The organism is uncultured Psychrosphaera sp., from assembly GCF_947500655.1.
Classification (GTDB): domain Bacteria; phylum Pseudomonadota; class Gammaproteobacteria; order Enterobacterales; family Alteromonadaceae; genus Psychrosphaera.
In genome coordinates this window covers 51,567-65,915 of record NZ_CANMSK010000003.1, presented here as the reverse complement: position 1 = coordinate 65,915, position 14,349 = coordinate 51,567, and the positions used below count along the sequence as shown (strand labels likewise).

Annotated in this window: 11 protein-coding genes; 7 read left to right on the top strand and 4 right to left on the bottom strand. The window is 36.9% G+C overall.

Translation table 11 applies throughout. The features are described 5' to 3' along the window. Nucleotide 1 precedes the first annotated feature (1 nt). On the bottom strand, nucleotides 2-1,369 hold the full coding sequence (gene rlmD / locus Q0940_RS03750) for a 23S rRNA (uracil(1939)-C(5))-methyltransferase RlmD (protein WP_299264172.1): 1,368 nt from the start codon (nucleotides 1,367-1,369) through the stop codon (nucleotides 2-4). 136 nt (nucleotides 1,370-1,505) lie between these two features. Here rlmD and barA point away from each other — a divergent pair, with 136 nt between their 5' ends. Further along, complete coding sequence (gene barA, locus Q0940_RS03745; protein WP_299264170.1) at nucleotides 1,506-4,292, top strand: two-component sensor histidine kinase BarA; 2,787 nt, start codon at nucleotides 1,506-1,508, stop codon at nucleotides 4,290-4,292. A 14-nt stretch (nucleotides 4,293-4,306) separates the two neighbouring features. On the opposite strand, the gene Q0940_RS03740 is transcribed toward barA, so the two are convergent. Further along, nucleotides 4,307-4,795 (bottom strand): DciA family protein, encoded by a 489-nt coding sequence (locus Q0940_RS03740; RefSeq protein WP_299264168.1) that lies wholly within the window; start codon nucleotides 4,793-4,795, stop codon nucleotides 4,307-4,309. A 30-nt stretch (nucleotides 4,796-4,825) separates the two neighbouring features. On the opposite strand from Q0940_RS03740, the gene Q0940_RS03735 reads away from it, so the two are divergent. From Q0940_RS03735 to lysS, 5 genes are all read left to right on the top strand, one after another. Then, on the top strand, nucleotides 4,826-5,749 hold the full coding sequence (locus tag Q0940_RS03735; protein ID WP_299264165.1) for a M23 family metallopeptidase: 924 nt from the start codon (nucleotides 4,826-4,828) through the stop codon (nucleotides 5,747-5,749). A 93-nt stretch (nucleotides 5,750-5,842) separates the two neighbouring features. Beyond that, a complete protein-coding gene (gene secA / locus Q0940_RS03730; RefSeq protein WP_299264162.1) occupies nucleotides 5,843-8,545 on the top strand; it encodes a preprotein translocase subunit SecA in 2,703 nt (900 codons plus the stop codon). Nucleotides 8,546-8,648: 103 nt separating this feature from the next. After that, nucleotides 8,649-9,041, top strand: coding sequence for an 8-oxo-dGTP diphosphatase MutT (gene mutT, locus Q0940_RS03725; RefSeq protein WP_299264159.1), 393 nt, complete (start codon nucleotides 8,649-8,651; stop codon nucleotides 9,039-9,041). Nucleotides 9,042-9,142: 101 nt separating this feature from the next. Next, nucleotides 9,143-10,241 (top strand): peptide chain release factor 2 gene (prfB, locus tag Q0940_RS03720; RefSeq protein WP_299264156.1). Its coding sequence is split into 2 segments (ribosomal slippage): nucleotides 9,143-9,217 and nucleotides 9,219-10,241, totalling 1,098 coding nucleotides; the frame shifts between segments, so codons are not numbered across the junction. A gap of 100 nt (nucleotides 10,242-10,341) precedes the next feature. Further along, nucleotides 10,342-11,916, top strand: a complete 1,575-nt coding sequence (gene lysS, locus Q0940_RS03715) for a lysine--tRNA ligase (RefSeq protein WP_299264153.1) — start codon at nucleotides 10,342-10,344, stop codon at nucleotides 11,914-11,916. 98 nt (nucleotides 11,917-12,014) lie between these two features. On the opposite strand, the gene Q0940_RS03710 is transcribed toward lysS, so the two are convergent. After that, on the bottom strand, nucleotides 12,015-12,503 hold the full coding sequence (locus Q0940_RS03710; protein WP_299264150.1) for a thioredoxin family protein: 489 nt from the start codon (nucleotides 12,501-12,503) through the stop codon (nucleotides 12,015-12,017). 211 nt (nucleotides 12,504-12,714) lie between these two features. Between Q0940_RS03710 and Q0940_RS03705 the strand changes: the two genes are divergently transcribed. Continuing rightward, a complete protein-coding gene (locus tag Q0940_RS03705; protein ID WP_299264147.1) occupies nucleotides 12,715-13,989 on the top strand; it encodes a L,D-transpeptidase in 1,275 nt (424 codons plus the stop codon). Here Q0940_RS03705 and Q0940_RS03700 read toward each other — a convergent pair. Then, nucleotides 13,984-14,340 carry an Hpt domain-containing protein gene (locus Q0940_RS03700; protein WP_299264144.1) on the bottom strand — a complete coding sequence of 119 codons (357 nt, stop codon included), beginning with the start codon at nucleotides 14,338-14,340 and terminating at the stop codon, nucleotides 13,984-13,986. The genes Q0940_RS03705 and Q0940_RS03700 overlap by 6 nt on opposite strands. Between the last annotated feature and the right edge of the window lie 9 nt (nucleotides 14,341-14,349).

Genomic DNA, 14,349 nt, shown 5'->3' with positions numbered 1-14,349 from the left:
CTTATTCTTTTTCTAACAAAGCCATTGCTTCTATATGAGCGGTATGAGGAAACATATTGAGTAAACCTAGTTTCGACAATTTATAACCACTTTGTTGTAATTCTTTAATATCTCTGACCATAGTGGATGGATTACAAGAGACATACAATATTTTTTTAGGGGCTAATAATGGGATCTTTTGCACAACATCAAAAGCGCCATCACGAGCTGGGTCTAATAATAACTTATCAATTGGCTTTAGCCACTTGGGTTTATATTTAAGTACTAATTTAGATAAATCGGCTTGGTGTGCTGAAATATTATCTATTTGATTTAATTCAGCATTTTTTTGTAAGCGCAATACCATATTATTGACACCTTCAACGGCAAAAACTTGTTTTGCTTTTAATGCTAATGGCAAAGTAAAGTTGCCAACACCGCTGAATAAATCTAATACAACATCGTCTTTAGTGGGCGCTAGCCACTGTAATGCTTGTGCTACCATTTGCTGATTTACCTCTGAATTCACTTGAATGAAATCTTCTGGTGAGAACTGGAATCGGCAATTTTGCATTTGGTATTCAAGCTCTGTACCACTTGTGCCTTTTAATGCGGATATTTGTTCAAATTCATGTTCGTTATGTTGCAAAATAATATTAAATTCATTTTGCTTGGCAAACTCGCTAAGCCTTTCTTTATCTTCATTTTTAATCGATTCAATGACTCTAAAGATAATAGTGTTGCCATTATCTAACGCGTACAGTTGCACATGGGTTATTGCTCTGCGATTGGTTAAACTTTGGATTAAAGTTTTAAGAGAAGGCAATAAATCGGTAAGGCTTTGAACCAGAATAGGGCATTGTTCTACATCTATAATTTGTTTAGATTTTTTTTGTCTGAAACCTAAGCGGAATGATTTGTCTGAGTCAAACCAAATAGATAAACGTGCCGTACGTCGATAATGCCAATCTGGACCTACAATCGGTTGTTGCCATGGGATATCAGTTAAGCCAAGTTGCTTTTGAAATAAGGTGTTCAACGCAAGCTGCTTAGCCTCAGTTTGATGTTCAGATTGCATATACTGTAATTGGCAACCACCACACACATCAAAATGAGTGCAATGAGGAGTGACTCGTTTTGGACTTGGCTCAATAATTTGTAAGGTTTCACCTTTCATTATTTTTTCGTTGTAGGTTATTGGACGTACTTTTACTACTTCGCCTACAAGCGCTCCGGTGACAAATGCAATACGGCCAGATTCGGCTCTGATAATACCTTTGCCTTCAGGGTCATAACTTTCAACTTTTGCGATAAAGTCAGGCAGTTGCTTGGCAAGAGATTTATGTTTTCTATTTTTGCCTGACTTGTTTGGGTTAAATATTTGAGCCATACGAAGGTGTGCCTTTGTCCTTAAATCTTATTGAGATAGAGAAATATGAAATTGAGAAAGCTGTATTCTTGTTAGTTTAACAAGTTTAGGATAAGTTATTCTCCCTAAATTTATTTAAATTATACTCGTACTCTTAATGAAAGAACTGTTTTCTTTACGTCAACGCGCGTTGATCATCACTATTTTACCTACTATCTTAATTGGCCTTTTGTTGGGCGGGTATTTAACATACAAAAGATATACTGAGTTGGATGAAAACTTAATCCAACGTGGTATCTATCTTTCCGAGCCATTAAGTATCTTAAGTGCTGATGCTATTTTGCATAATAAACAAAAAATATTAGAGCAAGCTCTCGATATGGCACACCGAAAAGCCAGTCCAATAGTACGCTCAATTTCTGTTTTTTTACCAAATCATAAACTTTTCCAATCTTCTAATTTTCATAAAGATTTTGAAAATACCCGTTTACAACCTGGGAAATTGCTGGCAGAAAACACACGCGTTGAAGTAACGGATAATATTATTTACATTCGTTCTCCCATTTATGGCAAAGATATGGACAGGGATTCAAATTTATTTATTACTAAAAATGGCCAAACATTATTTGGTTATTTAGTGGTTGAACTAAGTCGCGATCAAGCTTTGTTACAGCAGCAATCATCTGTTGTCACCTTGGTATTGATTTTATTATTCGTAATTATATTAACTATTGCCTTTGCCTTATTTTTCATTAGAGACATTATAACGTCAATTAATAAGTTAAATGTCGCAGTGAAAAGTATTACTAATGGCGATTATAAGTGCCGAGTTAATACACCTATGGTTGGTGAATTAGATCACTTAAGGGTCAGTGTTAATGCAATTGCTAAAGCTATGTATGTCGTTACTGAGCAAGCTGAACATAATATAAGTGAGCACACTCAAGAGTTACAGCAAACAGTAGAGCAATTAGAAGTACAAAATATTCAACTTAATATGGCCAAGCGAGAAGCCCTAAATGCCAACGACGTGAAATCACAATTTCTGGCTAATATGAGTCATGAGTTAAGAACACCTCTAAACGGTGTATTAGGTTTTACTCGTCAGTTGAAAAAAACTCAATTAAATACTAATCAAAGTGATTTTCTTGAGACAATCGATACATCAGCTAATAATTTACTACAAATTATTAATGATATTTTAGATTTCTCAAAACTCGACGCAGGTAAGATGGAATTGGAGTCAACGCCATTCACTTTACGAGATTCCGTCAACGAGGTAATGACACTGTTAGCTCCTGGTATTTTTGAGAAAGGTTTAGAAATTCATCTTAATATTGATACTCGTGTACCTGACGAGTTACAAGGTGATCCTGTTAGGTTAAAACAAATAATTATTAACCTTGTAGGTAACGCAATTAAATTTACCCGAGACGGTTATATACGCTTAGATGTGAAGTATTTAGGAAGTCATGAGTATGGTCATCATATAAAATTTATTGTTTCAGATACTGGTATTGGTATAGGGACTAACTTTAAAGATAAATTGTTTTCGGCGTTTGGTCAGGCTGATAATTCCACTACAAGAAAATTTGGTGGTACTGGTTTAGGCCTTATTATTTGTAAAAAAATAGTAGAAAGCATGAAAGGTGGAATTAGCTTTACTAGTGAAATAAATAAAGGATCACAGTTCTTTTTTGATATTTATATTAATGAAAATAACACAGCGATTGGCCAAAAATTACCTCTTGCAGAAATTGAAGGTAAAAAAATACTGTTCTTCGCTACCTGCCCACAAGCGTCTAAAGATATAGGGCAATTGTTGAATGAGGAAACTGAATTAGTTGTTACTACTTGTGATTCCGAACAGTCTTATTTAGAGTCCTTGCAACAGCAGGTGTTCGATATGGTATTAATCTGCCGTAAAATATCCCCTAGCATGATAGGTGAGCTTAAAAAATATATAGTTATGGCGACAGAGCATTGTTCACATGTTTACACCATAGTGAATAGTATTTCTCCTAATTTAAAAGAAGTCAGTATAAGTTCAGGCGCCAAAGATTGCTTGAGTATGCCAGTGAATCATCGCAAACTAATAAATACCTTGGCTGACCCTTATATAGAAGAGAATATTCAACATCAGCCTTTATCTTCGTCATTTAGTGGTATGAAAGTACTTGCTGTAGATGACACCCCTGCTAATTTAAAATTGTTAACCACATTACTTAATGAAATGGGCATGGTTGTTGATATTGCTCATGATGGATTAGTTGCTCTGCAGCAAGCAAAAAAACATATTTATGACGTCATCTTTATGGATATACAGATGCCAATAATGGACGGCATAACGGCTTGCCAAAAAATTAAAGAATCATCGTTAAATGAAAATACAGCTATTATTTCAGTCACAGCTCATGCTGGGCCTGAGGAGCAGAAAAGAATGTTAGCGGTTGGATTTACTGGCTATTTAGCAAAGCCAATCGACGAAGATATGTTAACTCAAGTGATTTTAGATGTTTGCCCAGGTTGTCGATTACAGCAAAGAGATAATCGAACTCCGGTTATAATTAATCAAACAAATTTAGAATTGCCTTTTGTTGATTATCATCACTTAGATTGGGAGCTTGCCCTTACTCGTGCTGCTGGAAAACAAGACTTAGCTATTGAAATGTTTACTATGCTGGTAAAAAGTTTGCCAGATTTATTGATAACAATTAAACAAAGTTATGACGATGAAAATACTGAAGAGTTATTAACTGCTATCCATAAATTTCATGGTGCTTGTTGTTATACAGGAGTGTCTAAATTAAAGCAGTTAGCCGAAATTATAGAGTCAGGATTAAAGAGTGAGAGGATAATTGAGTCAATCGAACCTGAACTTTTGGAGTTGATTGATGAAATTGCTCATATAATTAATGATGCAAAAAATTGGAATTTAGATTAACAATAAAGGTTATTTTAGTTATCATCTTGTCCTGATTGTTTGAGTCGACTTAGTTTTAGAAACTTTTCTTTTAACGGTCCTTTGCTAGACTCAGCAATAGATACAAACATTTTTGCAACGTCTGGTGGAATAGTTTTAGTGCTTTTTGGGGTTTCAGCTGGGGCTTCTGCTTTTGCTCTTTTTGATTGTAGAGCCGCAGAATGCGGACTAACTTTCATTTCGATGGTAACAAGTGCAGGGTTAAGCTGTTTACGAAATAAAGATAAAACTTGAGATTGTTGCATTTTAAATCCGGTAGCAATGCCGGCAGAAGTGGTTTCTAAATAGACAATTGAGTTTTTATAGTTGCTTACTATGATGTTTTGAGCGATATTAGCGCCTAAGACTTCTGATAAAAGTTTGTGGATTAACCTAAACTTACTCGTTTTTTGACGATATAAAGATAGGTTGTTTGTTTCTTTGTCTGAACTTATTAGTTCATTTAACGATTTGGGTGTCTTCACTTATATGTCCGTGAAATTAGGTAGTAGTGAATGAGTTTAACACTTATTTATAGAGGAAAAAATGTAAGCTTTAAAACGAGAATGTTAAAGGCTCAGTGGCTTTCTGTTGCCTTGGTTTTAACATTGCTCACGATATGGCTTGTGCGTGGTGCAATTGGTCACACAGATGATACTAATCATGTACGCGAACAACTAAGTGTCGCGCAAAAAGAATACAGCGATGAAAAAGAGCTGCTTATTCGTCTAAAAAATCAAACTCAACATCAATTAAGCGCATTAACGTTAAAACTTGGCGAAATAAAAGGCCAAGTAAATCGATTAGATGCATTTGCCTCTCGTTTAGCGCAACAGTCTGAAATCCCTGATGATGAATTTAATTTTGCTACATTGGCAGCAACTGGCGGTCCTTTGACAACCAATGCTGAAGATGTAACTGCAAATGCTGAAACTTTATTCAGTGAGATGGATGAAATGTTGATTAAGTTAGATGGGCAAGAAAGAAAGATGGCTGTACTTGAATCTATCTTGATGAATACCCATATAGAAGACGAGATATTTATATCTGGGAGACCAATTACACGCGGTTGGTTATCCTCATATTTTGGTGTAAGAAAAGACCCGTTTACCGGTATGCCAGCCACTCATAAAGGTTTGGATTTTGCTGGTGAAGATGGCGGGGCTGTTGTTGTGACTGGTTCTGGTGTTGTAACTTGGGCCGACAGTCGATTTGGTTATGGTAACTTAGTGGAAGTAGATCACGGTGATGGTATTATCACTCGATACGGACACAACAAAGCCTTATTAGTAAATGCGGGTGACATAGTAACCAAAGGACAAAAGATTGCATTAATGGGCAGTACAGGTAGGTCTACAGGACCACATGTTCATTACGAAGTAATAAAAAACGGTAAGCGAATAGATCCATTACCTTATGTCTATCGGAAAGCCGATTGACGATTAATTAGACGATATTTAATCAACATGTTGCAATCGGCCCTTTGGCCGATTGTTTATTTTTAGAATAATTAAAAGTAAAAAGCTAAAACCATGATCTCATCATTACTTACAAAGATGTTTGGTAGCAGAAACCAACGCACGCTTAAACAATTAAATAAAACGGTTCAAACAGTTAATGCTTTAGAGCCTCAATTCGAAAGCCTTACAGATCAAGAATTAAAAGCGAAGACCGCAGAATTTAAAGCGCGTTTAGCAGAAAACGAAACATTAGATGATTTATTACCAGAAGCATTTGCCACTGTGCGCGAAGCCAGTAAACGTGTTTTTGGAATGCGTCATTTTGACATGCAGCTAGTTGGCGGCATGGTATTGAATCGTGGTTCCATTGCAGAAATGAGAACGGGTGAAGGTAAAACGCTTACCGCTACTTTACCAGCTTACTTAAATTCATTAACGGGTGATGGCGTTCATGTTATTACCGTGAATGATTACCTAGCAACTCGTGATGCTGAAACTAACCGCCCATTATTTGAATTTTTGGATATGAGTGTTGGTTGTAATACTGCAGGTATGGCACATGATGCCAAAAAAGTTGCTTACAACGCAGATATTACTTACGGAACCAATAACGAATTTGGTTTTGACTACTTACGCGACAATATGGCGTTTGAAAGCAGCGAACGTGTTCAACGTAGCCGCCCATTTGCTATTATCGATGAAGTTGACTCAATCTTAATTGATGAAGCTCGTACCCCTTTGATTATTTCTGGTCCTGCTGAAGATGGCTCAGAAATGTACCTTAAAATAAATGAAATCGTACCTTTACTTGAAAAACAAGAAAAGGACGATGAAGAAGGTGTTGAAGGCGATGGTGATTTCACCGCTGATGAGAAATCAAAACAAATTTATTTAACAGAAAGAGGGCAGGTTCGCGTAGAAGAAATTTTATTAGAACGTGGCATAGTCGCTGAAGGTGAATCTTTATATTCAGCCACTAATATTCCGTTATTACACAATGTATATGCAGCATTGCGTGCGCATTTAATGTATCAAAAAGACATTGATTACATAGTTCAAGATGACCAAATTGTTATCATTGACGAGCATACAGGCCGTACAATGGAAGGTCGTCGTTGGTCAGAAGGTTTACATCAAGCTGTTGAAGCAAAAGAAGGTGTAAAAATTCAGAACGAGAATCAAACTTTAGCTTCTATTACATTCCAGAACTTTTTCCGTATGTACGACAAATTGTCTGGCATGACAGGTACTGCTGATACAGAAGCATTTGAATTCCAACAAATTTACGGACTAGATACGGTTGTTGTACCAACTAACCGTCCTATGGTTCGTAATGACATGACTGATTTGGTTTACCTAACTCAGTTAGAAAAATACAAAGCAATCATTGAAGACATTAAGGATTGTCAAAAACGTGGACAGCCAGTTTTGGTTGGTACGGCGTCAATTGAATCTTCAGAATTGTTATCTTCTTTCCTTAAGAAAGAAAAGATCAAACACAGCGTACTTAATGCGAAACAGCATGAGAAAGAAGCGCAAATCATTGAAGATGCAGGTACTTCAGGTACGGTAACTATCGCAACTAATATGGCCGGTCGTGGTACCGATATCGTATTAGGTGGTAATTGGCAGGCTGAAGCAGCTCGTCTTAAAAACCCAACTGAACAACAAGTTGAGCATCTTAAATCAGAATGGCAGAAACGTCATGATGCTGTATTAGCCGCTGGTGGATTACACATCATTGGTACTGAGCGTCATGAATCTCGTCGTATAGATAACCAATTACGTGGTCGTTCTGGTCGTCAAGGTGATGCTGGTAGCTCACGTTTCTATCTTTCAATGGAAGATACCTTAATGCGTTTATTCGCATCTGAACGTGTTACTAACATGATGCGTCGTTTAGGGATGGAAGATGGCGAAGCTATTGAACATCCTTGGGTAAACAAAGCAATTGAAAACGCTCAACGTAAAGTTGAAGCGCGTAACTTTGATATCCGTAAACAGTTATTAGAATATGATGACGTTGCTAATGACCAACGTAAAGTTATCTACTCACAACGTGATATGTTGTTAGAAGAAGGTGATATCGGTGAAGTTATTTCTGGTATCCGTCAAGACGTAGTGGCAACAGTTCTAGACCAATACATTCCACCTCAGTCGTTAGACGAAATGTGGGATCTTGAAGGATTAGAAGATCGCCTTAAAAGTGATATGTCAGTCGACTTACCAATCCGTAAATGGATAGAAGAAGACGAAAAACTACATGAAGAAACATTAAAACAACGTATCAGCGAAAGCATTGACGATATGTATAATGCAAAAGAAGCATTAGTTGGCAAAGATGTTTTACGTCACTTTGAAAAATCTATAATGCTACAGAGCTTAGATCAGCACTGGAAAGAACATTTAGCGTCAATGGACCATTTACGCCAAGGTATTCATTTACGTGGTTATGCCCAGAAAAATCCAAAGCAAGAATACAAACGTGAGTCGTTTGAATTATTCTCTACTATGTTGGAATTATTAAAATCTGAAGTAACTAATGTGTTATGCCGTGTGCAAGTCCGAACTGAAGAAGACGTAGATGCCGTTGAAGAGCAACGCCGTAAGGCCGATGCAGCTCAAAAAGAATATCAACATGAGTCATCAGATCAATTATCTGAGCAAGAACAGAAAGATTCAATGATCAGAAACCAAGCTAAAGTTGGTCGTAACGATCCATGCCCTTGTGGTTCAGGTAAGAAATATAAACAATGTCACGGTAAGTTATCCTAATTTATTAGGCCTAAGTATTGTTACTAACGAAAAAAGGCGGATATCCCGCCTTTTTTTATGACTAAAATAAATTGCTACAAACGCCTTTAAAGTGAAAAGTGAAATGAAGAAAACAATTAATGTTGCTGCTGCGGTTATTTATGTTGATGGCTTATTTTTATTGAGCAAACGTCTGGATCATCAACATCAAGGTGGAAAATGGGAGTTTCCTGGTGGAAAAATAGAAGACGGTGAAAGTACAGAACAAGCATTATCTCGTGAATTAAAAGAAGAGTTAAATATTGATGTAATTGAACAGTCAGCTTTTATGTCGCTAAGTTTTGAATATCCAGAAAAGCACGTTAATTTACACTTTCAACTTGTCACTAATTTCAGTGGTAAAGAGCAAGGTGTTGAAGGGCAGCAAGTTGAATGGTTTACTCAGAACGATTTAATAAAGCTGACCTTTCCCGATGCAAATGCACCCGTTGTGAATAAAATTAAACAACTAACGTAAAATTTGGCGGTAACGGCACTTTATAGCTGACTTTCGGCTGTAAGATTTGTTACAATCCCGCCTCATTTTTGTTCAACACTCAAAAGTAAGAATTTCTAAACATGTTTGAAGTGAATCCTGTATTAAACCAAATCGCCGATATCCGCACTCGTACCGATGTGCTTCGGGGGTACCTTTGACTACGATAACAAAAGAGAGTTACTAGAAGAGGTTACAGGCGAGCTTGAAAATCCAGATGTATGGAACGATCCAGATCGAGCGCAAAAGCTTGGAAAAGAGAAGTCAACGTTAGAAGCGATAGTCGACACGATTGATCAGCTTGATTTGGGAACAGAAGACGTTGAAGGTTTAGTTGAACTAGCACAAGAAGCCGAAGATGAAGATACGTTTGAAGAAGCGCAATCTGAATTAGCTGAATTAGTTGCAAAATTAGAATTATTAGAATTTCGCCGTATGTTCTCTGGCGAACAAGATGCAAGTAACGCATATATAGATTTACAATCAGGTTCCGGCGGCACAGAAGCGCAAGACTGGTGTAATATGTTATTACGCATGTATTTACGTTGGGGCGAAGCTAAAGGCTTTAAAACAGAATTGATTGAAGTTACCGCCGGCGATGTTGCTGGTATTAAAGGTGCAACAATTCGTTTTTCAGGTGAATATGCATTTGGCTGGTGTCGAACAGAAACGGGTGTACATCGCTTAGTGCGTAAATCTCCATTTGATTCAAGTGGCAAACGTCACACATCATTTGCTTCTGCGTTTGTATATCCAGAAGTGGATGACAATATAGACATTGAGATTAACACCTCTGATTTAAAAATCGATACTTACCGGGCATCAGGTGCCGGTGGCCAACACGTAAATACTACAGATTCAGCGGTACGTATTACACACGTTCCAACCAATACGGTTGTTCAGTGTCAGAATGAACGTTCGCAACATAAGAATAAAGACCAAGCCATGAAGCAGCTAAAAGCGAAACTTTATGAATTGGAAATGCTAAAACAAAACGCTGAAAAACAAGTAGCAGAAGATTCAAAATCTGACATAGGCTGGGGCAGCCAAATACGTTCATACGTATTAGATGACTCGCGCATTAAAGATTTGAGAACAGGTATTGAAAATCGTAATACTCAAGCGGTATTAGACGGTGATTTAGATAAGTTTATAGAAGCTAGTTTGAAATCTGGTTTATAGTAAAACGATAAACTGGTAAAAATAAAATTGTAGTTGAGCTATGCATTTGAATTAAATTGCCAAAGCTTAACAAAGTAGATGAAAGTAATTAGAGAATAATATGACTGACCAAATTCAAGACGAAAACAAATTGATAGCAGAGCGTCGTGCTAAATTAGACGCAATCCGCGTTAACTGTAGTGCCAATGGTCACCCAAATAAGTTCCGTCGTGAACATTATGCAGAAGACTTACAAAAAGAATTTGGTCAAAAATCAAAAGAAGAATTGATTGAATCACACACGGTTGTTTCTATCGCTGGTCGTATTATGGCGAAACGTGGTCCGTTCTTATTACTACAAGATATGTCTGGCCGAATTCAAGCTTATGCATCTAAAGACACGCAAAAAGTATTAAAAGAAAAGTACGGTGTATTAGATATTGGTGACATTATCGGTGTTACAGGCCCTCTTAATAAGTCAGGTAAAGGCGATTTATATGTAGATATGGCTGAGTATGAGTTATTAACTAAATCATTACGTCCATTACCAGAAAAATTCCATGGTTTAACAGACCAGGAAGCTAAGTATCGTCAACGTTATGTGGATTTGATCACTAATCAAGATACACGTAATACTTTCTTTATTCGCTCTAAAATAGTTGATGGCATTCGTCGTTTCTTAACTGACCGTAATTATATGGAAGTTGAGACGCCGATGTTACAAGTTATCCCTGGTGGCGCATCAGCAAAACCATTTGTGACACATCATAATGCAATGAGCCGTGATATGTATTTACGTATCGCACCTGAACTTTATTTAAAGCGTTTAGTTGTTGGTGGTTTTGAACGAGTGTTCGAAATTAACCGAAACTTCCGTAATGAAGGATTATCAACTCGTCATAATCCAGAGTTCACTATGATTGAATTCTACCAAGCGTATGCGGATTACAAAGACCTAATGGACATCACAGAAGAGATGTTACGCACATTAGCGAATGACATTTTAGGTTCAGCTGTGATCACCAACACAGTTAAAGATACAGACGGTAATGTAGTAGAAACTAAAGAATACGACTTTGGTCAGCCGTTTACTCGCTTAACTATGTCTGATGCAGTATTAAAATATTACCCAGAAGCAACAGCCAATCCAGAATGGAAAACGGCTATTCAAGACCCAGAAAATAACTTGGCGACATTGAAAGCGATGGCTAAAGCACTTCACATTAAAGAGCCTGAAGTCGACGGGATTTGGGGCGCAGGCAAGTACTTGTGTGAAATCTTTGAAGCAACAGCGGAAGAGTTATTAGACCAGCCTACATTCATCACTGCGTATCCATGGGAAGTTTCTCCATTAGCACGTCGTAACGATGAGAATAGTTTTGTTACTGACCGTTTTGAATTCTTTGTTGGAGGCCGTGAACTTGCAAATGGTTTCTCTGAGTTAAATGATGCAGCGGATCAGGCTGAGCGTTTCTCTAAACAAGTTGAAGAGAAAGACGCTGGTGATGATGAAGCAATGCACTTTGATGAAGATTACATTCAAGCATTAGAATTTGGTTTACCGCCAACAGCTGGTGAAGGTATTGGCATCGACCGTTTAGTGATGTTATTTACTGACTCGCCAACAATTAAAGATGTAATTTTATTCCCTCACATGAAACCTGTTGCTAATGCAGAGCAGGCTGACGAAGAATAAAAATAGGTTTAGCTAAAGAAAATAGCGAACTAAACACTTAGTGTTAAAAAGTAAAACGCCTTCATAATGAAGGCGTTTTTGTATGCGGCTTTATATTTCTATTTTGTTTTGAACAAAGCACTAATGTCAGTTGCCCAGTCTTGTTCAGGAACTTCTAATATTCGTCCCAATTCAACACCGTCTTTATATACAATAATGGTTGGGGTTTTTAATACATTATGTTTTTCAGCTAACAATAATGGATCTGACTTACTGGTATCTAATGCATAAAACCAAGGTTTGATATTTGGATTGTTCACTTGTCCTAATAGGTTAATAACTCGCGGTACTTCACGGACGCTGTCGTGGCACCACTGACCAAAAAACACTTTTATCTGAATATCAGCATCCAGATTTTTTAATATGCTTAGGTCTGATTTTGAATAGTCTATATCGTTACTATGTTGAGAAAAGTTTGAGAAATTAGTTAGAATGTCTTCTTGGATGATTTCACCAACAAAGTAACTTTCATCATTGGCATGGACTGAAGTTAACGATAAGAATGAGCATAGTATAAGTAGTAGCTTAAAAGGTTTTGTTATTTTCATAATGATAATCTCAAGTTAAGGATAAAAGGGATTCATTTTATTATCCTGACCTAGAGTGCTTGTATAAGCAATTAACATTTTGTTTATATAGAATTTTTTTTTGCCACTAATTGAAATTATTAATATTCCTTATATGAATGTATAATAGACAAGGTGGTTTAAATTTTAGATACCTTGTCTCAAAGTATTGAGCACAATAAAGGAAAGATAAGTGAAGTTTGTAGTATCGTTTTTATATTTAGCTATGGTGTTAATGAGTCCAATAACTTGGGCGGCAAAAACCTATTTAACTTTAGATAGTGTGGCTGTATTAGATTCACCAAATGGAGCTATTGTTGAACAGTGGGATAAAAGAACACTGTTTACCTCAGACTCTGAATCTGATGAATGGATCACTATTTCAGGGCACTTCCCTAAAGGGCAATGGCAGCCTCTGGAAACTGATCTATTTATTAAGAAATCTGAGCCATTAAAACTGCGTATTCCTTATAAAGATAATTCTGCAAAAACTGTCGTGTATCGCGCACTTCATACAGTAGGTGTAGATGCTAAAAGATATAAGTTACTAGCTGATACTAAAGTTTATTTTTATAATCCACAAACGGTAAAACCAGATAGCTCAAGTGAAGCCGAAGACCCTTCAAACGAAATTGAAAGCGCATTGCAGACTCAATCAGTTGGTATTGATGCTGTTGATAGCAAATCAATTGAAGCTGAGCCGGCTAAAACGGCGATTTGGAAAAAAGACACTGTCTTCACTTCAGCTTCAGAAGACCGATATATAATTAAAGCCACAGGTTATGTCACTGAAAATTCTTGGCAAGCGCTAGATAAGCCAGTTTGGATAAAAAAATCAGCTCAATACCAAGACCGCACTAAACCACTGAAATATGAACGTAAATCGGGCAGTAAACGATTTGCGATTATCGATAAAAAGCGCTTTGAATTATCAGTGTATGAAGTTGTTGATGGTAAAAAAGAAAAATTAATGCGTACGCCGGTTGCGCTTGGTTTTGATCGTTGTTTGCCTGAAGAGAAAGGTGGTAAATGTTACTACACACCAGAGGGCGAGTTTGAAGTTGAGTTTCAATTATTTGATCCCGATGGAATTAATTGGTGTATTCCGCCTAAAATGTCTGGCGAATATAAGAATAAAATAGCGAAAGGCGAACGTTGTTCACGTGGAACCATGGGGAATTATGCTATGCACTTTGGCAATTCATATTTTTTACACGGTACATCAAACCCTAATTCAATTGGCGGACGTACAACACACGGATGTATTAGACTGCGTAATCCAGATATCGAAATGGTGTATCAAATGCTAGACAATGGCGATAAGGTTTTGATCAGCGATACACCAGAGGAATTTGATTTATTTGCGTTAGCAGGACAAAAGCCTGAATCTGAATTAGAAAACGAAATTACACCCGTAAGCTCAGAAGATATAAAGTCAGAAGAACTGCAAACAGAATCTATTTTATAGGCTCTGTTTTAAAGCACTAGATGTGGTATTTAATAAAGAAATGAATGATTCAAAATTGTCAGTGATAATTGATACTTCATCATGCTTTGCCGCTTTTTCTATTACTGCTGAAATTGCTTGAATTTCAAATGCTCCAATACTTGCTGAAGCCCCTTTAATAGAATGAGCTAGTTTTCCTATTTCTATCCAGTTTTGCTCTGAGTATGCTTGAGCTAACTGTGGCAAGTTTTCAACTAATTGCTCCATATACATGCCTATAATTGACATATATAAATCTTCATCATCCATACAGTTGGTTAAACCCTGTTTGGTATCAATTCCGCTAATACTTGCAAGTGCTTCAATAGACATATTAATCCT

What these genes read in the sequence shown, in the direction of transcription:
- Q0940_RS03735 (WP_299264165.1), top strand. Translation starts at nt 4,826, where the DNA reads ATGAGTTTAACACTTATTTATAGAGGAAAAAATGTAAGCTTTAAAACG.
- secA (WP_299264162.1), top strand. Translation starts at nt 5,843, where the DNA reads ATGATCTCATCATTACTTACAAAGATGTTTGGTAGCAGAAACCAACGC.
- Q0940_RS03700 (WP_299264144.1), bottom strand. Translation starts at nt 14,340, where the DNA reads ATGTCTATTGAAGCACTTGCAAGTATTAGCGGAATTGATACCAAACAG.
- barA (WP_299264170.1), top strand. Translation starts at nt 1,506, where the DNA reads ATGAAAGAACTGTTTTCTTTACGTCAACGCGCGTTGATCATCACTATT.
- mutT (WP_299264159.1), top strand. Translation starts at nt 8,649, where the DNA reads ATGAAGAAAACAATTAATGTTGCTGCTGCGGTTATTTATGTTGATGGC.
- rlmD (WP_299264172.1), bottom strand. Translation starts at nt 1,369, where the DNA reads ATGGCTCAAATATTTAACCCAAACAAGTCAGGCAAAAATAGAAAACAT.
- Q0940_RS03710 (WP_299264150.1), bottom strand. Translation starts at nt 12,503, where the DNA reads ATGAAAATAACAAAACCTTTTAAGCTACTACTTATACTATGCTCATTC.
- lysS (WP_299264153.1), top strand. Translation starts at nt 10,342, where the DNA reads ATGACTGACCAAATTCAAGACGAAAACAAATTGATAGCAGAGCGTCGT.